The following is a 23,540-nucleotide window of genomic DNA, read 5'->3' on the forward strand; positions in this document are numbered from 1 at the left end:
TTGCTAACAATGCAGCTTTTGCATCAGTGAGTGGTAATGACATTATCTATTGAAGCGATTTCAGCACAGCTGTCCGCAGACCGAAGCACGTTAGTGCTTAAAAAACTCCAATTGGACGACAATGATATTAAACTTGTCTGCGACTACTTACAGGAACATCCCTCTGTGGTGGGTTTAGACATCAGCCAAAACGGATTGGCCGATACCGCTGCTGCGTTATTGGCTGAAAATAATACGCTTGTGTATCTTGATATCAGTTGTAATCGTCTCAGTGCTGCTGAAGCGAAACTATTGGCTGGGCATAAGATGCTGCGCAGTCTAAATATCGGCAGCAACCAGATTGGTGCAGAAGGCGCGCATTTTCTGGCCGCTAATAAGCGGCTGATTGAGCTTAATATTAGCTGGAACGCTATTTTTTCAAAGGGCCTTATAGCCTTTGCAGACCATGAGTCGCTGGAGAAGCTGACTGCTATTGGTAATGAAATCGACAACGAAGGAGCTATTAGTATAGCGGCCAATAAAAAACTGAGCATATTGGATCTGGGATGGAATTTTATTGAGGATCGTGGCGTTGCGGCTTTTGTGAATAATAGGCAGTTGAAATTTTTAAATCTGTCCTGGAATCGTATCGGTGATGAAGGGGCCACTACTTTATCCAAAAATATCAGTCTGACTGGCCTGGATTTAAGTTTTAATCTGATTTATAAAAAAGGCATTGCGGCTTTGTCCTCTAATTTCAGGCTCAAGCAGTTAAAACTAGGGGGGCTGACTTGTCTTGGTGAAGAAGAAATGGAAATCATTTCGGAAAAAAATCCGCTACGCAAGGCCAACTTCCGAGCAGGGGAAAAAGAAGTGCCTCCCTTGGTTTCACTCAGTTTGTTCAGCCTTCAAAAGGGAATCAGAGAAGGAAAAATCAGCAGTGAAAAAATTAAATCCTTACCGCAGGAACTGATGGAAACTCATTTTGGGATATCTGGCAGTAAATAATCCTGTTAATAGAATTTTGACAACCTGTTTCTTGTATAAGACAATCAGCGTAACTCCCCAGCTACGTCATCCTGAGCGTAGCGAAGGATCTCAAACTGCTTAGAACTGAGCCAGCTTCAGGAGATCCTTCACTGCGTTCAGGATGACGTACTGGGGAGTTAACAGTCAGCTTAAATGGATACATTGGAATTTCTCAGTCTGAGGAATTTCTTATAGATGAGCGTTGCAGTCAATGACTATCTATTGCCTAGGAAAATGAATGAAAGCGAAAATGGAAACCACTGTGGTAACAGCATTTAAAAAAGCAGTTTCTGAAGGGGATTTAAAACAATGCCAGGACATATTGGCGAATTATGCCAGTTATGAAAAAGAATTAATTACCGCCCTTAAATCCTCAGAACTATTGAAATTAAAAGAATTAACTCGGTATACAAGTCAATTTGATGGCGTGACCTCTGTGCCTTATCCACCAGAAACTGCGAAAGATTATTTCAAAGAAACCGAAGAGTATTACTATGTTGTCGACGAAAAATATGCTGAATGCTTTAAAAAAATTCCTCCTGAAGCGTCTTTTGTGGAGTGTTTTAATTTAATTAATAGCTTACGAGTTAAGTATGGATTTCCCTCTTATGCAAACAAATCTGAAGATAGAATAATACCTGAGAGATGGCCTTGGAATCATCCGGGAATAGATTGGGATATGGCAAACTATTCTTATGCCTGTATCATAAAAGGAACTTGCAGTGCAGCACCCGCCAGGACACCACCCGCCAGCCCCATTCTTGAAAATGACATCGAAAGACAATTCCATAATTCCAGAACGCATTGGCCTGTACAAAGGTCCGAGCAAGAAACCCGCGCTCTGGCTTTTTTTGAAGAATTTGTCCGCAAAGAGCTAAGCGGCCGCAAAATCGAGGACAAAAAAGAGCCTGGTGATTTATCTCCAGCTCAAAATGCCAATCAGCTAAAGTAGTTGGGAAAAAAACAGCGAACATCCAAAACTTGGCCCTTCTGGCAGTAGTTAATTGTTTTCGCTTTGGTTATGCAATCTTTTAGATGCCTGCACTGTACATTTGGCGCGCCATGAGTTTAAATGACTGCCATCTGGATGGTTAATTTTGCATTCTATGTTTTTTGATGATACTTTTTTGGAATATAAGGCAAGAGTTAATTACTCTGGGTCTCGCATTGAAGATTTTGATGAAATAGCTGCGTTCATCAAGGCTAATCGAATTTTAATAACACCTGCCGACTTAGCCGCGTATATCCTTAAGCCGGAAAATTATAAATATGCGATTATTGCCAGAATAAAAAATATCATTGCAGGCATTGTCTTATTTACGGATTTTGAATCGGAAGTATTTATTAATTGTCTGTTTGTAAATCCTGTACATCGATTTAAAGGGATTGGCTCAAATTTATTGAAAGAATTAAAAGCGTTGATGGGGCAAAGAACGGTTACTTATTTAGATACAAGTAACAATTACATGCCCTGGATGGATGCTTTGGATATTTCTAATAAAGCAGCAATGATAAATCAATTAGGCTCATTTTATAAATCAGGGAAGTAATAGCCAGATTAATTTTTAAATCCCTTATTAAAAAATAATTCTAGCCTCCTGGTCCACACCGTGTTGATAATGCATTCTCTTGCTGATGCCTGACAACCTCTTCGCGGCATTCTCTGATTCTATCCTCTTTCCTGTAATCGCCGAAGCCTTGTAGTTCTGCAGCAGTCTTGCCCTGATGGTTCTCGATGCTGCTATCAATTCTGGAATCTTGCAGCAGGCGTTTAACACACTCGAGATGGCCGCGTTCTACTGCATCATGGAGAGCGGTGTATCCAATATTGTCCTGTTGGTTAGGGTTAAGTTTCTTGTCTTTTAGAAAGAGTTCAAGAAGCCTCACATCATTGATAGAGGTCGCCCAAAACAAATGGGGCTCAGTAGAGGAAGTGGTGCTATTCATATCAATGCCTGGCGTATTCAACAGGAGTTGGATCAGCTCAAATCCCTTATTATATTCTTCGCCTTCTGTTCCAGCCAGATTGTGTATAGCTTCCATTAAGGGACTTGTACAATAAAGATTACTCGATTGAAATACGTTTATCTCTGGGAAAGTAAGCAAAGCGCCACGAATAGCAGGCAAATTATTGTTACGAATTGCAAGAATCAGATAGTCTATATTTTCTTCAGCAATCCCTGGATTTACGCTTTGAAAATGTTTGAAATACTCCAGATCACTATTACGTTGTTTTTTCTCAACCTTAATTTTCTGTCTTAACGGCTCATCCTCTTTCACCATTTTAGTCAGCGAATCGCCTCGGTATGGTTTGAACAGGGTACCTGGATAACTCAATAACAATTCGGCAGTGTCCTTACGGTCTTTTTTAAGCGCCAGATACAAGGGGGTTATGCCATTAACATCCCTTGCAGCAGGATGTGCACCACCGTAATAGATCAGGGAACGCAGGTTTTCGTTATGGCCCCCATTTGCAGCCGCATGCACAGCCGAGCGGTGGCTGTGGGTGCATTTTTTTATTGCCTCTGGATGATGCTCCATTATCGCTTCCAGAATCTTCGCATCCTTTGTGGCGGCATAATATGCCGTATGTTTACTGGACTTTGCCCCTTGTTTAAGCAAGGCAAGAACCAGATCCAGCCGATTCTTTCTTACTGCATTGTCCAGTGCACTATCAGGCTTTGCTTCGTCCACACGTGCTCCAGCACTGACCAGAAGATTAATCATCTCCACAGACTTCACCAGACACAGTGGTTCATCATCAAACCAGTTTTTTAAATTCACTGCTTTCGGGAATAGCGCCAGCAAAGATGAGGCAAGGGATATATTGTCATTCAGTACAGCAATATGTAATAGATGATAGCCCTGAAACGTTTGTTCCTCAGAAGGCCATGATTTTATTTCATCCAAATCATCCGCATTGACCTGATTTTTAAGAAAGCGATCCAGAATTTGTCGGCGCCGGCTCGAGGCAGGGTCAAGAACAATGGAAAGGCGCTGCAGTTGCTCGTCGAATTGTTCGGTCGAATCGCCATTGATAATCAATAGCCATCGTTTAATCATGAATTCAGTTTGCAGGATATCCTGGCTGGTTGCAGAGGTAAAATGATCTTTTATCAATGTTTCTATCAGTTCCAGCTTATTCTCAACTAATAGTTTTTGGTTGATTAAACGCATCAAAATATGCGGCAGAACTGCATTTTTAGCATGATATGAAAGATATTCTTTCAGAAAAAACTGTTCAAAAAACTCGATACTGTCTTCATAAATTCGATCTGCAATCTCCTTGGGTAAAAACAGGCGATATTTGGTTTTTAAAGCAATTAACTGGCTGTAGAGTCCACAATTGCCAACCGTTTGAAAATGATCACCATGGCTTTGAGTGAACTCCAAACCGAGGATTTCATGTAGATCCTGTTGAATATAGGTTTTATTTTCTTTTCTGCTATTATACTGATAAAGCCTTTTGAATAATGTGTCAGTTAATTGATCGGGCCTGGTTATTTTATATTCTTCTGTGGTGGCATCAGTACTGCAGCCGCCAGCGTTATTGCGATACAGGTCGTCTTGCTTAATGATGAGGTCTATTGAATGCCCTTTCCATCCAGTAACTATTTCGACCCCTCCACTCTGAATATCTGATAAAATCGAGTCTGTAAAATGGTCTGCTTTTGGCGAATAGCCAAAAAAGGGGTTAGCGGCAAAAAAATATCGCATCGCTTTGACGGTCATGTTTCTTACTTGCCTAATCGCTTCTAACTGCTCATGATGCTCTCCACTGCTCTCACAATGTGACACATAGGCATTCATTAAATGAACCATGAAGGGAGCCGTCTCTGACGTGAACGAGCCAGTTAATTTTTTAAGTTTATTATTAACTGGTATATAACCATTCAGTGAAAATAAATGACCAAACATTGTTGAGTCGGTTTCGAGTTTATCTGCTTTTTTACTGCGAAGAAATCGCTCTTCCCAGGCTAGAACTGTCGAGTCAAAACAATTAATTGATATGCCGAGTAGTTCAAAGACCTGTAATCCTCGTTGCCGTTTTATCGAGTCTTCTTCAGTCAGGCTTTCTATATAGAGGAAAATTTGATTAAAATCGAAATCAGGTTTTATTTTTTTAAGATAATTTGCGATATCCTGCTTGTGAACATCTGAAGAACCTGTCGCTGTCATTACGAGAATATATTCAATGTCAATATCAATTTTTGCGCGCAGAATTCCCTCAAATAAGATATCCATTTCCTCAGTAGATATCCGAAACTTCTGGAAGTCATCAATGCAGTCTATGATTAGTTTGTTAATAAATTCACTACTGCCTGGCTGACCCTTGCATAGCTCAAGTAAACCAGAGAATTCGTCTCTGACGGCATTATCCCGCTTTCTAAGCAGCCTTCCCAATATTGATTCACCATTACGATATTTGGCAAGCAGTGCAGAAGGCTTAAGCTTAAGAATTTCGATTATGAATTCTGCACGTCTGACTTTAAGTTTAATCAAATCAAATACTGCCTTTCCCTCATTATTTTTATGCTCAGGATCAACTCCTTTTTGAATCAATTGTCTTGCGGCATCACCGGGATTATCATGGTAACGAACCAGCAGTTGCAGATAATTATTCCCCTCACTATCCAGGGTGTTTATATTAAATGCCGGCAGGTTAATGCAGAGCTCTAATAAAGTATTCAACTGAGATTGAATGCTGTAGTTTCGGCTTTTCATTAGCTCAGCCAATATTGTTTTACCGTTTTTATAGCTTTCGAGCAAGGATGAGGGATGAAGTTTAAGGATTTCAAGTAACAATAGATTATTGGCATACTCTGAACGCCTGGCTTTGTTTTCAATAATTAGATCAAATACTGATTTGCCCTCGTTATTTTTATGTGTGACATCAATGCCGCTCCGAACCAGTAGTTTTGCAATGTCATCAGCCTGTACACTACAATGAAGGACGACCTGCTGCAGGTAATTATTTCCTTCATTATCCAGTATGTTAATATTGAATGCGGGGTGCTGAATGAATTGGTTTATCAGCTCTACATCTTTGTAGGACCCATTCGTCAAAATGCAGGCGAGGGCTGTCTTTCCTTCCGGATTTTGAACGTTAATATCCGTTCTGGGATTAGTCACTATAGCTTCCAATTCTGCCGCTTTAGATAATTTCAGTTCATAAATCAGATGAAGCAATACCGAGTTATGCTTAGAGGTTTTTTGATTAAGATCAAACTTTGGATGTCTTAATAAGACCTTATATAAATCGCGTACTGAGTAAGAGCTTGAATTACAAACAAGCTCAAAAAGACTATAGCCGTCACTGCCAACTTTTTGCTGAATATCAAGGCATTCAGATTCAAGCAAATGTTTCAAGGTATCATCAGAAAAAGTCGAGCCAATTTCCAAATAACAAGTCAGAAAAGATCGCCCTTGCTGATCAACAACATTTGGATTTCCACCTGCCGAAATCAGTTGTTCAAGAAATTGGTAAAAATCATATTGCTTTACATGTTTTGAGCGCAGCAATAGATGAAAAATAGAATCGCCTTCCTCAGTACGTTCATTAACAGAGAAATTTTCCTGAGAAAGAACAGTTAAAATTTCAAAAGGGTTTTGTACTTTATTGAGAATCTCCAGGAGCTTTTCTGATTTCATGTTGCTTTCCATTCAGCTTCAATTTTCGACTGAATGATACCAGAGCAATATTAAGCTAATGTTAAGGCAATATCTCGCATGTCATTGGTGGACTCAAGCAATTAATAGTTCCTATAAACGAGGCTTGATTTCTGCTTCTTCCAATGCGCTAAATTTCAAACCGAATTCTATATTTACCAGGCCCGTTTGGCCGCAAGAGGGCATATATCGTTTCATCTCAATCGCAGGATAATAAGGACGCTTTTTATTCCAGGGGTCGATAACGATTACTGTAGCTGGAAGGCTTGCACAATAGGATATTAATTCTTCTGCGGTTTTGGGAAATAAGCCGGCATGCTCAAGATTCATTAACAGGAGGGTATGTCCGCCGCGCTCATTTTTAATGTCAATACGATAAAGGCTATGCACTGGCGAAGCGACATGACTACTGGCTGCTTCCCGCGCCAGACTATACAGGAAAACAAAAGCGCAGTTTGCCTGTTCAGAACAATTCCCAAAGACAGGGCTTCGGCTATGAGCATGGTAATACCACATGCTCATGTTATAGCCAGTTCCCTTTCTAAATGCCGTTTGCTCAAACTCAGGATATTCTATTTGTTCGCGTCGTTCTTTAAAGCGGTTAAATACTTGCCTTAACTGCGTATCATTCATTTTTGTACGAAAGTCCTCAAGGATACGCATGCCAGCAGGAGACAAGGGCTTGTTTGCAGCCCTCATTCTGCGGCTTACATAGTCACATGCTTCTTTAGCGATGCATAGATTATTTGTTAACTGTTCAATTTCCTGCAAACGTTGTTCCAGGCCTTCACGGTGAAACTCAGGACTGGCAAGTTGATTCTGAAAAATAGATATCTGTGCTAATAGTGAGGGTTCATCAAGTTTTAGACGGTTAATGCGCTCGAGAAGAACCCCAAGGCGTTGTAGATAAAATTCTCGCATGATTTTTTCAATACAAAATGACAATGAATGATACATCATTGCATACTAAAGATCACATAGTAATCTCTTAGTGGTGTGATGGCTAATCAAATTAATAACTTGTTGCACCCAGAAATGATTTATATAATTGCCCGCCATAAAGTCTAAGCGTGTTTTCAGGATCAACAAGTTAAGGAAAGTTATGGTTGTTATCTTTCTCCACGGCTGGAGTGTTACGCATACCAATACCTATGGAGAGCTTCCTCAATGGCTAGAAAGTCAGAGTAAAGACGGAAAACTGGGCCTTCAGGTTGGTAATATTTATCTGGGACAGTATATTAGCTTTGATGATACGGTGACCGTTGACGATATTGCGCGCGCCTTTGATCAGGCAGTGCGTGATGAAGTTGCTGAAAAGCTCTGCAATGGAGGACGTTTTGCCTGTATCACCCACTCCACGGGCGGTCCTGTGGTTCGTAAATGGATGGACTTATACTATAAAAACAATCTTTCCAAATGCCCGCTAAGTCATCTTATCATGCTGGCGCCGGCGAATCATGGTTCGGCACTGGCGCAACTTGGTAAATCGCGTCTGGGCCGTATAAAAAGTTTTTTTGAGGGAATTGAACCGGGACGGCATATACTGGATTGGCTTGAACTTGGAAGCGAGATGAGCTGGCAGCTTAATGAAAGCTGGCTTGACTATGATTGCACTGCAAACGGCATTTATTCCTTTGTGCTTACAGGACAAAGCATTGACCGCCAGCTCTATGATGCGGTTAATTCTTATACCGGAGAAGCCGGATCGGATGGCATCATTCGCGTCGCTGCTGCAAACATGAATTATAGTCTGCTAAAAGTGCATCAGGAGGGAAATAATGGCGAGAATCTTGTCGTCGCCAAAATGAGACGCACACAGCCAATGGCCATGGGAATACTCCCTGGATGTTCGCATTCCGGTAAAAAAATGGGCATCATCCGCAGTATTACGATGACCAATGCTGCCACGCATCCCACGGCTGTTTGGGTTTTACGATGTCTTCAGGTGAAAAGTCGTGAATCCTATAATGCATTGGTAAAAGAGCTTGATAAATTAACTGTAGAAACTCAGAAAAATGAACATAGAGAAGTGGTGAGTACGCCTCTTTATAAGCGTGAATATATTACCAATCGTTATTCTATGATTATATTTCGATTGATTGACGACCGGGGCAATCATCTTGACGATTATGATCTTTACCTGACTGCCGGCCCCCAGTATTGCGAAAATGCACTTCCTGCGGGTTTTTTCGCAGATCGCCAACGAAACCAGTATAGCCGGGGTAAATTAACCTATTTTCTCGATTACGATATCATGGAAGCCGGTATTAATACGCCAAAAATGCAAGGTAATCTCGGCTTTCGTATTAAGGCTCATCCTGAGGCCAGTAATCAGGCGCTTGCCTATTACAGGCTGCTGGATTTTCATTCCTCGCTTGCCGACATTCACAAAATCCTTCACCCGAATGAAACTGTAATGGTTGAAATTATGCTGCAGCGACGCGTCGATCGAATTGTCTCTCGTATTACCAATAACCTTAACCCCGCTAAAATCAGCAGAAAACCGACTGGGAATAAGGCAGACTGATGATATTTATTTATTCTAAACTCTGCTATACTACAAATGTAGCAAAACATTACGATTGTAGGTGATTTATGGGAATTCCGATAAGAATTGATGAAAGCATTTATTATGAGGCTAAGAAAGTTGCAGCTGCAGAATTTCGTTCAATTCCGAATCAAATAGAATATTGGGCTAAGTTAGGAAAATGTGCATTAGATAATCCTGATTTACCCATTGAGTTTATAAAAGATATTTTGCTTTCTAAACTCCAGGATAAGTCTTTAGCCGAACCTTTCCAATTCGAGGGTGAAGGTGAGTGATATTGAAATAAGACAAATGCCAGCGTTTAAAAGGGTCTATAAAAAATTACCCGACTCGCATCAATGTATTGTGAATGAGGCTGTGCGTGCAATTATCAATAATCCCAGGATTGGAGAAGAGAAGAAAGGAGATTTAGCAGGAGTATACGTCTACAAATTTAAAATTAATCATCAACAGTTCCTGTTAGCCTATGAATGGGATCCTGCATCAAGGGTCTTATTAGCACTAGGAGTCCATGAAAATTTCTATCGCGATCTGAAGGGAAAGTAATTAAATCATGAACTAAACAACTCCAGATAAAGCAATAATAAAGCGGCTGCCGACATCAGTAAAAACGCCAAAATGCCAATCAGGTTGGATAACCAGCCATTGGTAAATTCTCCCATTATCTTCTTGTTATTAGCGATATGCAGAATAATCAGTATAAGTACCGGTGCCGTTAAACCATACAGAATGGCGGTCATTAATAAAGCTTCAATGGGGTTAAAGCCTGTAAAATTGATGAGCAATGCAATGATTAGCGAAACGATAATAATCAGATAAAACTCTTTTGCCGAGGAAAAGGAGTTATCCAGTCCGCTTTTCAAATCAAAAAGGGTAGTCAGCGTATAGGACAAACAGCCGCTTAATACCGGAATTGCTAAAAGCCCCGTTCCAATGATGCCGAGCGCAAACAGGAAGTAGGATAATTCACCGGCTAAGGGTTCCAGTGCTTTGGCTGCCTGCTCTACGGTTTGTATGTCATTAATACCGGCTTTGTACAGTACAGTACCGGTGGTTAGAATTATAAAATACATCACCAGATTGGAGCTGAACATCCCAAAACTGACATCCCCGGTCATCGCAGTAAGCGATGAGCGTGTTATGAATGAAGACTGTTTTTTACTGCCTTCCTCCGCTTCCATCGTGGCTTGCCAAAAAAATAAATAAGGTGAAATAGTGGTTCCTAATATTGCAACCAGAATGCCCAGATATTGCTTGTTAAACTGGATATGAGGGATCAGGGTATTTTTTATTACCTGCCAGGCATTGGGATTTACGAGAAAAGGAATAATTAAATAAAGGAAAAGCGATAAGCACAGGTATTTTAAAACTGCGACAATCTTCTGGTAGGAACAAAAAACCATTCCTATGGCCAGAAGGATAGTAAACAATATTGAAAAAATGGCAGCGGGGATTTGAGGTATAACCAGATGGCTGACTGCCCCCATACCAGCGATATCAGCACTTATATTTAAAATAATTGCCGGCACAGTAAGCAGAGCAATAAAATATAGAAGTGGGCGGGGATACTGCTCTTTAATGTTACTGGCCAAGCCCTTGCAAGTGACTTTGCCAATGCGGGCGCACATCTCCTGAATGACGGTCATCAGTGGGAAAGTGAATAAGGCCGTCCATAAAGTGCTTAAACCAAATTGGGCTCCCGCCTGAGAATAGGTCGCGATGCCGGAGGGGTCATCGTCGCTGGCGCCAGTAATCAGTCCTGGCCCGAGCTTTTTAAAAAAATTACGTATTTTGGAACTGGTCTTGTGTGTTGTCATACATCTCCATTGCATAGATTCTCTGTGCGCTTAATCGTTAAGCTCTAATAAAAATTAGCGGTTACCCCAAACTTCTTCCAGCCGGCTGTCGCGGCCGCAGCGGTAGCGATAGTAGCGGTATCGCAGCGGGTTTTTCTGAGAATAATTCTGATGATAATCCTCTGCGGCATAGAAGGTTGTTGAAGGCAGTATCTCAGTGTAAATTTTTGGAAATTTTTTTTCCAACTCTTTTTTACTTTGCAGGGCTATTCGTTTTTGATTGTCATTCAGGTAAAAAATAGCTGCACGGTATTGACGCCCGCGTTCACAGAATTGCGCGTCTTTGGTTGTTGGATCAATATGGCGCCAGAAATAATCCAGCAGCTGCTTATAGCTTATCTGATCAGGGTTATAAATTATACGCACTGCCTCAGTATAATTAGTACGTCCAGCGGTGACATCGTCATATGTCGGCTCTGGTGTTGTGCCGCCATCAAAACCAGTGACAGTGGCAAGGACTCCTTTCTGTTGATAAAAATCCGCCTCCATAAACCAAAAACAGCCGCCAGCAAAAATTGCTTCAGCGGGTTTTGCAAAAACAGACATACTGCTACCTATCAGGAAAATAAAGCAAATTAATTTGTTCATTGTATTCCCTTGAGCCAGCACTGATGTGTAGATATTATTTATTACAAGGACCAAAATGCTATTTTGTATAGGCCAGGCAGAAAAATAATGCTATTAAAAACATCACTATTACAAAGCGTAGGGCAATACAGTTAAAATATCCAGCAATGATGAACAAGGAAAATTATGACAACTGCTATCATGTGGTTTCGTGCCGATTTACGCTGCGAAGACAATCCTGCCTTTGCCGCCGCCTGTGAAAATGCCCGCTTGATTCCGCTATATATTCGGGATGAGGAAACGTCTGTAGTCTTGGGTAGTGCGCAAAACTGGTGGCTGCTTCATAGCTTGCTGGCGCATCAGAAAGAGCTGGAAAAAAGAAATTTGAAATTATGTCTCAAAACCGGCAGATCATTAGATATTTTGTTGCAGTTGATTGAGAAACATCAGGTGGAGGCTGTTTACTGGAATCGTTGCTATGAGCCTGCCACTATTGAGCGCGATCGGAAAATAAAATCTATTCTGAAAGACAGAGGCATTAAGGTTCATTCCTGTAACGGCAGTTTATTAGCTGAACCCTGGACTTTGCAGACTACGCAAGGAGGGTATTTCAAGGTATTCACAGCGTATTGGAAGCATGCTCAAAAGCAGCTGGATTTACCCGATAACATTGCCATTACTCAATTTCCATCTTGCCCCGAAACCGTTTCTGAAATTATTGAGGATTGGCATTTACTTCCTGAAAAACCCAATTGGGCTGCCGGGTTTTCCGATTACTGGCAACCTGGCGAGATGGGCGCCCGGGCGCGTTTAGAAGGCTTTCTTGAGGAGGGGCTTTCAACTTACAAAGAGCAAAGAGATTGCCCGGCGCGCATGGGAACCTCGCGCTTGTCACCGCACTTGCATTTTGGCGAGATTAGTCCTGCGATGATTTACAGACAAGTGCTGCAGATGCAGGAATCTCAAGCGTTGCCCTCTGCTTCAGTAAATCAGTTTTTAGCCGAGATAGGTTGGCGGGAATTTTCCTATTACCTGCTTTATCATTTCCCAAAGCTCCCGGAGCAAAACTTTCAGCCGGCATTTGATGAATTTCCCTGGCAGGATAATCTCTCTTTACTGCATGCCTGGCAGAAAGGCCAAACTGGATATCCTTTAGTGGATGCCGGCATGCGAGAGCTCTGGCACACAGGCTACATGCATAACCGCGTACGAATGGTCGTGGCTTCCTTTCTGGTTAAGGATTTGCTGGTTGACTGGCGAAAGGGGGCTGACTGGTTTCAGGATACTTTGTTAGATGCTGATTTAGCCAGTAATTCAGCAAGCTGGCAATGGGTGGCTGGCAGCGGGGCGGATGCCGCTCCCTATTTTCGTATTTTTAATCCAATATTGCAGAGTGAAAAATTTGATCCCCAGGGCGAGTATATCAAAACCTGGGTGCCAGAATTGAAGAAGCTGCCAGCGGCATTAATCCACAAACCCTGGCAGGCAACGAAGGAAAAAGGATTTCGTATTGCTGAGGACTATCCGTGTCCGATAGTCGATCACAGTGAGGCACGTACTTTGAGCCTGCATTTCTATGACTTGATTAAAAAGAAAAAATAAAATCTGTATGTCTTTGCGAGCGTCAGCGACGCAATCCAGATCAAAACTAAAATAAAGTCAGGAAGTAGATTGCTTCGCTGACGCTCGCAAAGACAGTTGTATGTGCCCTTTACTGTCCGCTTACTCCTGCCCTTAAGCGCCCTGGCAGTGGGATAAACTGCTGTCCGCGTCTTTATTAAAGGTGGTTGAACCAAAATCCTTTTTTAAATCAGTAATAAAAATCTGGGTACTGGTTTCCGTATTTTTTCGATCAGTCGAGAAAAAAAAGTTTCTATGTTGCGCTATAATCTCTGAGGCCGTTAAATTTTTAAATTGGTTCCCGGCGATCGGTAGCGAGTGTTCCCAATTTTGGATAAGGTCTCCCACTATGGCTTCGGTATTTCCATTGAAAGCGCTTACTAATTCACTACGAAGATTTTGGAACGCTTTAATCTTCAACTCCGGGTTTCTTAAGAAAATACTGGATTGCTCAAGCGTATCTATTTGCGCGGCAATCCTTGTGAGAAGCGCAATTGCCGCTAATGCATTATCGTATTCTTCCGCGGATTGATCCGGATATAAATCGCGGTTGTTTAATTTGTTGGTTACCAGTAAGGTGGCAATTGCCAAATCAGGTGATTGCTGCTCCCTGTACTCCTTAATGGATTCAATCACGGCGGTTAAATCATCGGCAATTAAAATGTCGCTTACCCAGTCAGGTTTGTATTTTAAAAATAAGTCCAGCATTAAGGCTTTGGTGTGCTTATAATTCATTCGGTTAGCAAGACGGTCGGCAAATCCCTTGGCAAATGTACTTCTTTCCAAGAGTCCGTTAGGCATAGGAACTGAACCATCTTTGGCAGTTAATTTTTCAAAATCTTTTCTTGCTGCCTGAAACGCCGCCCCTGGAGTATTTTTATCTGGCTGGTATTCCAATAAGTTGTCAAGAAAAGGATTATCTTCCCGCAGCTTGCTGATAAAATCATCAAATTCATTATCAGTATAAAGATATTCTTTTTCACCAGTCTCCCTGGCTTTAACCAGCAGCTGATCAAACCGATGAGCATTTTCCCTGGTCATTTGATTCCAGACCAGATCACAGGGCGTAATAATGCCATGTACAGTAAACCCTTTGGCTTCCAGTTTTTTTATTAATTCGATTCGCTCCTCGGTTTCCAGGACACGAAACCTCATATCCGAGAATAAATAAATGTCCTTAATGCCGTTTCGATTCAAAGCATTCAACAGGTTTTCGTTTAAATCATTTGCGTTAAACAGCAGTGTTTTATCGATATCGAGGAGAGCGACAGGTCTGTTCATGATAATCCGTTACGAGGTGTGTCCTTGTATATAACTATATAGCAGATTTATTAAGACACTCTTAATACCTTATACTCCAACGTCATACTTCCTGCCCCTACGCCCCCGCTTTATGCGGGAGACCCAGACTAACTCAGAAGAAAAAACACCATAAAAGTGAGACTTAAAATGATTAAAAAAGGTTTTATAGCTTGTCTCGAAAGCAACTTTAGCAGAGTGTATAAAATAATTCCCGCTCCAATCCCGTCTGCAATTGACGAAGTCAGAGGAATCATAATAATTGTGAGCATGCAGGGAGCAATTTCCGTCATATCGGTCAGTTTCAGATCCACCATATGCTTCATCATGCAGCAGGCAACATAAAGTAAAGCCGGACCTACCGCATAAACCGGGATCATCCTGGCCAGTGGAAAGAAAAAAAGCATTAATAAAAAACCGGCGGCAATGACGGCTGCTGTCCATCCTGTACGCCCTCCTGCTTCAATACCAGCGGCGGATTCGATGAAAGGAGAGGTACTGGCTGAGCCCAATAATCCAGCCAGCATCGAGCCTGCGGCATCCGCTGACAAACTATTGGCGATTCGTTGCTGATGATCCTTCTGATCTTTAAACAGGGATTGATTCAAAAGACCAATTAAGGTCCCGGTTGCATCAAACAAAGCGATTAGGAAAAACGTAAAGGTTGCCTTTAAAGTAGTTGTCGAGCTGAAGGAAGAAAAATCAAGCTTCATAAAAGTGGGTGCTAAAGAAGGAGGGAGCGCAAAGAGCCCTTGCCAGGCCACCATCCCTGTAAGTAATGAAATGAGGCTAATCGAGAGGATACTCAAAATAATGGCACCAGATATTTTAAAATAGTCAAAGATTAAAATAAGAATAAAACCGAGAAAGAAGAGTCCGGCTTCAGGTCTTGCCAGATTTCCCATCTGTAAAAGAGTATGCGCATTACTGATGATAATCTGATTGGACTGCAGCGCAATAAGTGCTATCAGAAAGCTAATCCCAATAAGAATAGCGAGCTGCAGATTATCCGGAATTGAATCAACCAGTATTTTTCGTAATGGAGTAAGACTTAGTAACAAAAACAAAAGTCCGGATACAAAAACCATGGCCAGTGCCTGTTGCCAGGGGATCCCCATGCCCAGAACGACGCTGTAGGAAAAATAAATATTCAGTGCCATACCGGGTGCGACCCCGATAGGCGCATTGGCTAGTATTCCGGTTAGCAAAGTGGATATTGCAGTCACCAGGCAGGTGGCTGTAAATACCGCGCCCTGATCCATTCCAGCATCATGTAAAACAACGGGGTTTACAAATACGATATACACCATTGTTAAAAAGCTGGTAATCCCCGCGAGGACTTCAGTGGAAAATCGGACCGGATTGTTTTGAGCGGTTTGAACAGTATTCATAAATGCTGGGATTAAGGGAGGGCATTGGAATCACAATGCTATCCAATCCAAAAAAATTTGCAATGAGTAAATTTAGAAATGAATATTTAAAACGCCGAAGATAATTTCTATCGCGATTAGGAAAATAATAATAATCTCCAGACTGTGCGAATGACGGTTTTCGAGATAGCCATTAAACATATCAAAGATTTCATTGATTGTATCGAGACGATGATTTAAGGCATTCACCCGGCGTGGGATGTGTAAATACCGCTCCAGCATCGTGTAATACTCCTCCAGTGTCGGGTGTTGCCAGAAATATTTAGGGTGATAAAGAAAATTACTGATTAAATTCATTTCGCTTTTTGCGCCCAGGATTTCACCTATGACCTGGCGGATCTGATTACGGCTGATTGGCATTTGCCCTTTATGCGACAGGCTTTGAATCAGAGGGTTGTACTTTTCAATGAGTGCATCAATTTTAGTTTCAAAATATTGCAGCTTAACCGATTGTGAAAAGCCGTAGGACAAGCTTAATTTTAAGTCATCACTGTTGTCATCAATGCTGATGCAGTCAACATCAAAATAATCATGCGGTTCGATGGCGATTTTGTCGCTGATCCGATAGCTGAACTCGTCGCGGACCAAAAACGAGACAGGTTTATCGGCGTATAATTTAAACAATTCAATATAATTGTCAATCTGATGCCGTTTGATCCCCCAGGAAACTACGGTTCCATTTTTAAATATGAAAATCACATACTGTTCGCCTGTGAAGGGCGTCAATTTGAGCACATCACGTGATTTAATCGCAGAAAAGCCTTTCACGCTTGCTTTAAAATAGTGATCAAGACGTGTTAAATCAATACTATTGGCTACACAATAACTAAGGCATTCCATCGATGAAACCTGTTTTAAAACCCGTTGCTAACGGCATCAGTCAACTAATAATTGAATTATATACGATTTGCTTTTTTTATGCAGTCTCAGTTTCTTTCCTGACTGGATAAGGTTTCTTTCTATCGGTTGCCCCACTTAACCACTGAGGACAAATTTCAAGAATCTGCGCAATTTTATCCAACTGCTCACTGGAAGGAAGCAGATGACCGAAAATCATCGCATTTGCTAAATGGCGGGTAACGCCAAACACTTTTGACACTGCTTTTATTTTTTCAGCGAGTTCTTCGGGGAAACCTAAAACAGCTAACTCCGAATTAAAACGCTGTGAAAATACCTTACTATTCATTTTTCACTCCATGAAATTTCTAATTACTCAGGGCTATTTTTATTAGTTAATAGTTCCCCATATACAAACATGTCCTGCCAATCCCTGTTACAGAACATAAGGTAGTCCAAATCCATTGTTCGCTTCCATTAAGAAGATGAGCTTTGGAGATTCTATCCGGGAATATCCAGCCTTTGGAATTAATACCACCCATTCTGTTATAACTCATTTTGCTCAAGTCGAAAAGTATTTTCTTTTGTTTTTAAAAACAGAGAGTTAAGCGGGAAATATTTTAAGACTAATCTCAATGCAGAGTGGGCATCAAAGCCAGTAAGGAAGGGTTATATGGCTGCCCAATCTTCATCGGGCAGTCATTGCGCCATAGCTGTTCTGATTATTCATTGTCCTGATGATATTTGAAATAATTTAAATCAAGTTCGCGGGCGGCCCGCACATCATCCAAACGTTTGACTGGTAAATTATGAGGTGCTCCTTTCAGTAATTCCGGATTTTTCTGGGCTTCGTCGCGTATGGCATGCATGGCAGCTGCCAGGCTGTCCAAATCTTCCTTGGATTCTGTTTCGGTAGGCTCAATCAATAAACATTCAGGAATCAATAAGGGAAAATAGGTTGTCGGGGCATGGAAACCATAGTCGAGCAGGCGTTTTGCCAAATCCATTGCCGTGACGCCGAAGTTTTTCTTTTCCTGACTAAGCGTCAGAATAAACTCATGGCTCGCCCGACGTTCCGGATAAGCGGCTGTAAACCCGGCTTTACTTAACACGCTCAACAGGTAGTTGGCATTAAGAGTTGCAAACTCTGAAACACGTAAAAGGCCTTCTTTACCCAGGACACAAATATAGAAATACGCTCGCAGAAGGATGCCGGCATTGCCCATGAAACAGGACAGGCGGCCAATGCTCTGGGGATAGTCTTCCCGGGTTGCCCAGCGATACTTATCATCGGATTTTACAACCACAGGAATAGGCATATAGGGCAGAAGTCGTTTGTTGACGGCAATAGGACCTGAGCCAGGGCCGCCGCCGCCATGGGGTGTGGCAAAAGTTTTATGCAGGTTTAAATGCATAACGTCAAATCCCATATCGCCCGGTCTGACACGACCCAGAATGGCATTTAAATTCGCGCCATCATAATAGAGTAAACCACCGGCCTGGTGAACAATGGCTGCAATTTCCTTAATCTGCTTCATGAACAGCCCGAGGGTGGAGGGATTCGTCAGCATGATACCCGCTGTTTTTGGCCCCACTTTGCTGCGCAGTTCCTCCAGATCAATATCTCCATCTTTAGCCGTGCTGATCTCGATGACTTTAAACCCGCACATCACTGCAGAGGCGGGATTAGTGCCGTGCGCCGCATCCGGAATAAGCATCTCGGTTCGCGCACTGTCTCCTCTGGACTGGTGATAGGCTTTAATCATGGCAACACCGGCAAATTCGCCTTGTGAGCCGGCCATTGGGGTCAGGGAAACCCCTGCCATTCCGGTAATTTCTGCCAGATAGGATTGCAGCTCATACATCGTCTGGAGATAACCCTGACTATGCTCTGCACCGGATAAAGGGTGTCTGCTCAGAAAGCCATTAATAGATGCCGCCTTGTGAACTCCTCTTGGATTATATTTCATCGTGCAGGAGCCGAGAGGGTATACATTGGTGTCAATCGAAAAATTCTTTTGCGAGAGACGAGTATAGTGCCGAATGACCTGCAGCTCAGAACATGCCGGCAAGCGGGCTGGTTTCTGGCGCAGAAATTTTTCCGGTATTCCAGAACTTTTCGTGCAGGATGAGGGAATTTGAGCTGCTGCACGACGTTTGGCTTGTGAGCGTTCAAAAATCAACATAATTTGCCCTCCGTATCCTGAATTAAATTTTTGAGTGCAGCGCAGTGTTTCACTGGTGTAAATTCGATGTAGTTATAATCTGCAATTTCCGCCATGTAATAAGGATCCTTTTCCATTACTGACTCGAGATACTTACGATCAGTTGTCGCGGCAATAATGATCCCGCCGGTACGCGGTTTCATAGGTCCTGAAGCAACCAAAAGGCCCTGTTTATAGTAATAATCGAGAAATTCCCGATGAGCCTGAAGGTATTTATCTACCTCACTCAGCGGCGTTTTATAGGTTAATTGAATGATGATCATTACTTCCTCACTTAGCCATAATGCATTTCATCGTATTAATGAAGTGATCAATTTCTTCTGCCGAGCGCATTTCAGTTGCACAGATGAGCAGGCTGTTTTTCAAGGCCGGATAATGCGACTCAACAGCATAGCCCCCAGCTATCCCTGCCTGATGCAGCCGTTTAAGCACTTCTTCCACCGGACTATCCAGTTGCAGCAGACACTCATGGAAAATCGGTGCTTTGAAAGCAATGCGGACACCGTCTATTGCGCTTAAACCCTGAACAAGAGCCTGCGTATTGGCATGGCAATGTGCCGCTACCTGCTCAAGCCCCTCGGCGCCCAGTAAACTCAGATGAATGGTTGCGGCGGTGACCAGCAAGCCCTGATTGGTACAAATGTTGGACGTAGCCTTTTCCCGGCGAATATGCTGCTCTCTGGCCTGCAAAGTCAGCGTAAATCCGGTTTTACCTTCTTTGTCCAGCGTTCGCCCAATAATGCGGCCAGGCATTTGGCGAACATGTTCCATCCGCGTGCTGAAAAATCCAAAATAGGGACCGCCGGAAGCCATTGGACAGCCTAAGGGCTGGCCTTCGCCGCAAGCGATATCCACACCGCTTTCTCCCCATTGTCCTGGTGGTTTGAGTAAGCCCAGAGAGATGGGATTTACACAGGCAATGCTAATAACCTGATTAGCTTTCGCCCAATCAGTCATGGCATCCACTTCCTCGAGACAGCCAAAAAAGTTAGGCTGGGATACCACCAGCGCAGTGATATCCTGGCCACTGTATTGTTCAAGAACAGAAAGCGCGGTAATACCCTGTTCCATATCCACAGGCAGCGTTATCACTTCTATGTGCTGATTACAAACAATGGTTTCCAGTGTCTGTCGATAAAATGGATGGACGCTTCCAGCGATCAATACCCGGCTGGTTTGCTTGTGCTTTTTGATGCGAACGGCCATCAGCACGGCTTCTGCCAGGGCGGTGGCCCCATCGTACATGGAGGCATTGGCCACTTCCATGCCGGTGAGCTCGGCAATCATTGTCTGAAACTCATAGAGCAGCTGCAGGGTGCCCTGACTGGCTTCTGCCTGATAAGGCGTATACGCTGTTAAAAACTCACCACGTGAGGCAATATCCCATACTGCGGCTGGAATATGATGTTCATAGCTGCCAGCCCCGATGAAACAAATGCCATTATCATTCAAATTGGCAATATGCTGTGCTTTTTTTAGCATCGCCATTTCACTGATGCCTGATGGCATATTTTTAAGTTCGTTATACAGCAACTCCTTGGGAATTTCGTCGAATAACTGCTGCGTCTGGCTTACGCCAATCTCGGCGAGCATAGCTTGTATATCATCTTCTGTATGGGGAATGTAAGGCATAATTAATGGTCCTCAGCAATCTCTTGCTCATATTCGGCTTGATTCAGGAGCCCGTTTAATTCGTCTGGATTACTGGCTTTAATCCGCACCAGCCAACCAGCCCCAAAGGGATCGGCATTCACAATCGCGGGATTTTCACTGACCTGATGGTTGACTGCTACAATGACGCCACTGATCGGAGCGTAGAAATCAGAAGCGGCTTTCACTGATTCAACTACACCGATTTCATCTCCTGCTGAGACTTCATCTCCCTCTTCAGGCAACTCAACAAAAACCATATCACCCAATAACTGCTGTGCGTGATCGGTAATACCAACAACGCATTCATCTTCTTCTAATTGTAGCCATTCATGGGTGGGAGTAAATTTCATAACCATCATGATATCCTTTTATTAATGTTGAAAGACTTCAGTTAAACTTTTCTGACTAAACAGATGCGTATTAAAGAGGTGCTCCATTTTTAACAAATCGGGGCTTAACCACTTTTGCATTTAACAACTTACCCCTGATCTCTACCTGCACCTCGTCCCCAGTACCCGCAGGTACTCTGGCCAAAGCCACTGACTTTTCAAGTGTGGGGGAGTAGGTACCGCTGGTGATAATACCGTCATTCTCAGCTTGTACAGCAACCCGTTGTCCGCTACGCATAATGCCTTTGTCTTCGAGAATCAAGCCGACCAGTTTTCGTTTAACACCATGTTGTTTTTGAGATATTAAGGCGCCCATACCAATAAAATCGCGATCCTCGGGTTGCCATTTAACGGTCCAGCCGAGTCCCGATTCAAGAGGTGTCGTGGTTTCATCCATATCCTGCCCATAAAGCAACATGCCTGCTTCCAGTCTTAAAGTATCCCGGGCTGCGAGGCCGCAAGGTTTAACCCCTGCTTGTATTAATGATGTCCATAACGCTCTGGCGTTTTCAGGAGGAAGAATGATCTCCAGACCTTCTTCACCGGTATAGCCGGTGCGGGCAAAAAAGTATTCATTGACATCGACACATTCAAAATAGGTGAGTGTGGAAACAGCATCTGCCTGTGCTGGTGTGAGAACCGACAGAGTTTTGGCCAGGGCTTGTGGACCCTGCACTGCCAGCATGGATAACTCGGTTCTTTCCTGCAGCCCAATGGAAAAGCCTGCACTTTTTTCGCGTATCCAGGCCAGATCCCTGTCGCGGGTAGCGGAATTTAGAACGATGCGGTAATTATCTGAAGCGCGCTGGTAAACAATCAAATCATCAATGATACCGCCATGCTCATTGCACATACAGCTATACAAGGCCCGGCCGGTGTGAGCTAACTGATCCACATCATTGGTCAGCAATTTGCGCAGGAACTGACGACCTCCTGCTCCCAGGATGTCGACTACCGTCATATGCGAAACATCAAAAATCCCCGCGGCCTTACGCACGATGTGGTGTTCTTCCAACTGTGAACCATAATGCAAAGGCATATCCCAGTCATGAAAGTTAACCATTTTTGCACCCAGTTCCAGATGCAAGGAGTGCAGGGGTGTTTTAGCTACCATTTCTAATCCTTTAATTCGCAGGTGTGGGTCTGATTATACTCGGTTAAGTCATGAGGACAAGTCTAATTAACTCTTCTGTCTGCTGCTTGTTTGTACACAAGAGGCTGTCTTATAAAGAATATAGCATCGATACTTGCTGTGGTTTCAATCACATGCCAACATTATAGGAAGAAATAAAAAGGAGCTTTAAGAATGGTTCAGGATTTGCCCCCTCAATCCTGGGGAAGCCGGCTGAAAGACACGTTGGTAGGGCTCATTTGCGGATTGCTGTGTATTGGATTGGCCAGCTACCTGATTTTCTGGAACGAAAGAACAGGTTATCGTTACGACTACTCGCTCGACCAGACGCAATCGCTGGTTACTTCAATCCCTGATCGTCCGGTGAACAATGATAACAATCAAAATGTCGTCTATGTTCAGGGCGATGCGACAACCAATCGATCACTTAGCGATTTGCAATTGAACATTACAGTCGATGGTCTGGCTTTAAAACGTCAGGTGTTGATTTATCAATGGCAGGAAGAAATCGATACAGATCATGAACAACCCCGCTACCGATATTTTACCGGCTGGGCTGAAAAATTGATTCTAAGCAGCAGTTTTCAGGAGGCGAATTCACATCCTAACCCGGCCACCTTGCCAATCGAGTCCCTGTATCAATATGCTGAAGATGCGGCCTTGGGAGATTTTGTGCTGCCGAGCACTGTTATTGACGCCATCCCCGATGTATCCAATGTGGATTTATCCAAAGTGGATCTGCTGTCACTGCAGCAAAAAGTCAATAAGCCTGCGCATCTTATTAATAATGAGATCTATCTCGGAGCTAATCCTAAAGCACCGCAGGTAGGGGATATGCGTATACAAGTGACCGCAGTTTTTCCACAGAAAATAAGCGTGATTGCCCAACAGAATGGAAATACCTTGCAGGCTTACCAGACTGCCACCGGTGATTCAATTCTGCTGGTTGCTCCTGGTGATGTATCAAAAGAGCGAATGTTTGAAAAGGCACGGGAAAGAAGCCCTGGCGTTGTTTGGTTTTTGCGCTTTTTCTGCTTATTGCTTTGTGTGACCGGTGTTTCCCTGCTATTGAAAATCATGATGGTTTTTGCAGATAAAGCAAGTTTTGCCAGAAAAGTAATTCACCCGGGCACTACGTTAGTCTCGGCTATCGCTGGCGGAAGTTTATGGAGCTTTATTACTGCTATTGCTATTGCTCCATTACAAATAGAAATAACCCTCATACTCCTGGCCATCACAGTGGCCGGTGTTTATCTGCTAACCCGCATTCACCCCAAAGGATAGTAATGTGAGCAATTCGACTAAT

Annotated in this window: 21 protein-coding genes; 8 read left to right on the forward strand and 13 right to left on the reverse strand. The window is 42.9% G+C overall.

From position 1 onward, the window contains the following. Positions 1–36: 36 nt before the first annotated feature. The 3 genes from LXA66_RS09020 to LXA66_RS09030 all read left to right on the forward strand — a co-directional run bounded on the left by LXA66_RS09020 (position 37) and on the right by LXA66_RS09030 (position 2,558). Positions 37–987, forward strand: coding sequence for a hypothetical protein (locus LXA66_RS09020; RefSeq protein ID WP_233012887.1), 951 nt, complete (start codon positions 37–39; stop codon positions 985–987). Positions 988–1,246: 259 nt separating this feature from the next. Beyond that, on the forward strand, positions 1,247–1,960 hold the full coding sequence (locus LXA66_RS09025) for a hypothetical protein (protein WP_233012888.1): 714 nt from the start codon (positions 1,247–1,249) through the stop codon (positions 1,958–1,960). A gap of 154 nt (positions 1,961–2,114) precedes the next feature. After that, the gene (locus tag LXA66_RS09030; protein WP_233012889.1) at positions 2,115–2,558 is read left to right on the forward strand and encodes a GNAT family N-acetyltransferase; all 444 of its coding nucleotides are present in this window, start codon (positions 2,115–2,117) and stop codon (positions 2,556–2,558) included. Positions 2,559–2,598: 40 nt separating this feature from the next. On the opposite strand, the gene LXA66_RS09035 is transcribed toward LXA66_RS09030, so the two are convergent. Together LXA66_RS09035 and LXA66_RS09040 are read right to left on the reverse strand one after the other, a co-directional pair. Further along, entirely contained in the window at positions 2,599–6,660 is a 4,062-nt protein-coding gene (locus LXA66_RS09035; RefSeq protein WP_233012890.1) for an ankyrin repeat domain-containing protein, read from the reverse strand. Positions 6,661–6,771: 111 nt separating this feature from the next. Further along, positions 6,772–7,599: a hypothetical protein gene (locus LXA66_RS09040; protein ID WP_233012891.1), complete on the reverse strand. Its 828-nt coding sequence runs from the start codon at positions 7,597–7,599 to the stop codon at positions 6,772–6,774. A gap of 181 nt (positions 7,600–7,780) precedes the next feature. Between LXA66_RS09040 and plaB the strand changes: the two genes are divergently transcribed. The 3 genes from plaB to LXA66_RS09055 all read left to right on the forward strand — a co-directional run bounded on the left by plaB (position 7,781) and on the right by LXA66_RS09055 (position 9,772). Further along, positions 7,781–9,205 carry a phospholipase PlaB gene (plaB, locus tag LXA66_RS09045; protein ID WP_233012892.1) on the forward strand — a complete coding sequence of 475 codons (1,425 nt, stop codon included), beginning with the start codon at positions 7,781–7,783 and terminating at the stop codon, positions 9,203–9,205. Positions 9,206–9,273: 68 nt separating this feature from the next. Then, positions 9,274–9,501 (forward strand): hypothetical protein, encoded by a 228-nt coding sequence (locus tag LXA66_RS09050; RefSeq protein ID WP_112219453.1) that lies wholly within the window; start codon positions 9,274–9,276, stop codon positions 9,499–9,501. Then, complete coding sequence (locus LXA66_RS09055; protein WP_233012893.1) at positions 9,494–9,772, forward strand: type II toxin-antitoxin system RelE/ParE family toxin; 279 nt, start codon at positions 9,494–9,496, stop codon at positions 9,770–9,772. The genes LXA66_RS09050 and LXA66_RS09055 overlap by 8 nt, the downstream gene beginning before the upstream one ends. Before the next feature lie 5 nt (positions 9,773–9,777). On the opposite strand, the gene LXA66_RS09060 is transcribed toward LXA66_RS09055, so the two are convergent. Together LXA66_RS09060 and msrA are read right to left on the reverse strand one after the other, a co-directional pair. Beyond that, the gene (locus tag LXA66_RS09060) at positions 9,778–11,043 is read right to left on the reverse strand and encodes an NRAMP family divalent metal transporter (RefSeq protein ID WP_233012894.1); all 1,266 of its coding nucleotides are present in this window, start codon (positions 11,041–11,043) and stop codon (positions 9,778–9,780) included. Positions 11,044–11,097: 54 nt separating this feature from the next. Beyond that, positions 11,098–11,670: a peptide-methionine (S)-S-oxide reductase MsrA gene (gene msrA, locus LXA66_RS09065; protein ID WP_133139937.1), complete on the reverse strand. Its 573-nt coding sequence runs from the start codon at positions 11,668–11,670 to the stop codon at positions 11,098–11,100. Positions 11,671–11,835: 165 nt separating this feature from the next. Between msrA and LXA66_RS09070 the strand changes: the two genes are divergently transcribed. Then, positions 11,836–13,251, forward strand: coding sequence for a deoxyribodipyrimidine photo-lyase (locus LXA66_RS09070; RefSeq protein ID WP_233012895.1), 1,416 nt, complete (start codon positions 11,836–11,838; stop codon positions 13,249–13,251). 132 nt (positions 13,252–13,383) lie between these two features. On the opposite strand, the gene LXA66_RS09075 is transcribed toward LXA66_RS09070, so the two are convergent. The 9 genes from LXA66_RS09075 to gcvT all read right to left on the reverse strand — a co-directional run bounded on the left by LXA66_RS09075 (position 13,384) and on the right by gcvT (position 22,216). Further along, positions 13,384–14,550 carry a hypothetical protein gene (locus LXA66_RS09075; protein ID WP_233012896.1) on the reverse strand — a complete coding sequence of 389 codons (1,167 nt, stop codon included), beginning with the start codon at positions 14,548–14,550 and terminating at the stop codon, positions 13,384–13,386. 128 nt (positions 14,551–14,678) lie between these two features. Continuing rightward, positions 14,679–15,959: an NCS2 family permease gene (locus LXA66_RS09080; RefSeq protein ID WP_233012897.1), complete on the reverse strand. Its 1,281-nt coding sequence runs from the start codon at positions 15,957–15,959 to the stop codon at positions 14,679–14,681. Positions 15,960–16,031: 72 nt separating this feature from the next. Beyond that, positions 16,032–16,838 (reverse strand): RMD1 family protein, encoded by an 807-nt coding sequence (locus LXA66_RS09085; protein ID WP_112219448.1) that lies wholly within the window; start codon positions 16,836–16,838, stop codon positions 16,032–16,034. Positions 16,839–16,914: 76 nt separating this feature from the next. Next, on the reverse strand, positions 16,915–17,184 hold the full coding sequence (locus LXA66_RS09090) for a hypothetical protein (protein WP_112219447.1): 270 nt from the start codon (positions 17,182–17,184) through the stop codon (positions 16,915–16,917). Between the two features lie 373 nt (positions 17,185–17,557). After that, positions 17,558–19,021, reverse strand: coding sequence for an aminomethyl-transferring glycine dehydrogenase subunit GcvPB (gene gcvPB, locus LXA66_RS09095; RefSeq protein WP_233012898.1), 1,464 nt, complete (start codon positions 19,019–19,021; stop codon positions 17,558–17,560). Next, positions 19,015–19,323 carry a YciI family protein gene (locus tag LXA66_RS09100; protein ID WP_112219445.1) on the reverse strand — a complete coding sequence of 103 codons (309 nt, stop codon included), beginning with the start codon at positions 19,321–19,323 and terminating at the stop codon, positions 19,015–19,017. Before LXA66_RS09100 ends, gcvPB begins: the two co-directional genes overlap by 7 nt. A gap of 7 nt (positions 19,324–19,330) precedes the next feature. After that, positions 19,331–20,692, reverse strand: a complete 1,362-nt coding sequence (gene gcvPA, locus LXA66_RS09105) for an aminomethyl-transferring glycine dehydrogenase subunit GcvPA (protein WP_233012899.1) — start codon at positions 20,690–20,692, stop codon at positions 19,331–19,333. 2 nt (positions 20,693–20,694) lie between these two features. Continuing rightward, on the reverse strand, positions 20,695–21,072 hold the full coding sequence (gcvH, locus tag LXA66_RS09110) for a glycine cleavage system protein GcvH (RefSeq protein WP_112219443.1): 378 nt from the start codon (positions 21,070–21,072) through the stop codon (positions 20,695–20,697). Positions 21,073–21,133: 61 nt separating this feature from the next. After that, positions 21,134–22,216 (reverse strand): glycine cleavage system aminomethyltransferase GcvT, encoded by a 1,083-nt coding sequence (gene gcvT, locus LXA66_RS09115; protein WP_233012900.1) that lies wholly within the window; start codon positions 22,214–22,216, stop codon positions 21,134–21,136. Positions 22,217–22,408: 192 nt separating this feature from the next. On the opposite strand from gcvT, the gene LXA66_RS09120 reads away from it, so the two are divergent. After that, entirely contained in the window at positions 22,409–23,518 is a 1,110-nt protein-coding gene (locus tag LXA66_RS09120; RefSeq protein ID WP_233012901.1) for a TMEM43 family protein, read from the forward strand. Positions 23,519–23,540: the final 22 nt, after the last annotated feature.

It is taken from the genome of Legionella sp. 16cNR16C, from assembly GCF_021297775.1.
GTDB lineage: Bacteria > Pseudomonadota > Gammaproteobacteria > Legionellales > Legionellaceae > Legionella_C > Legionella_C quinlivanii_A.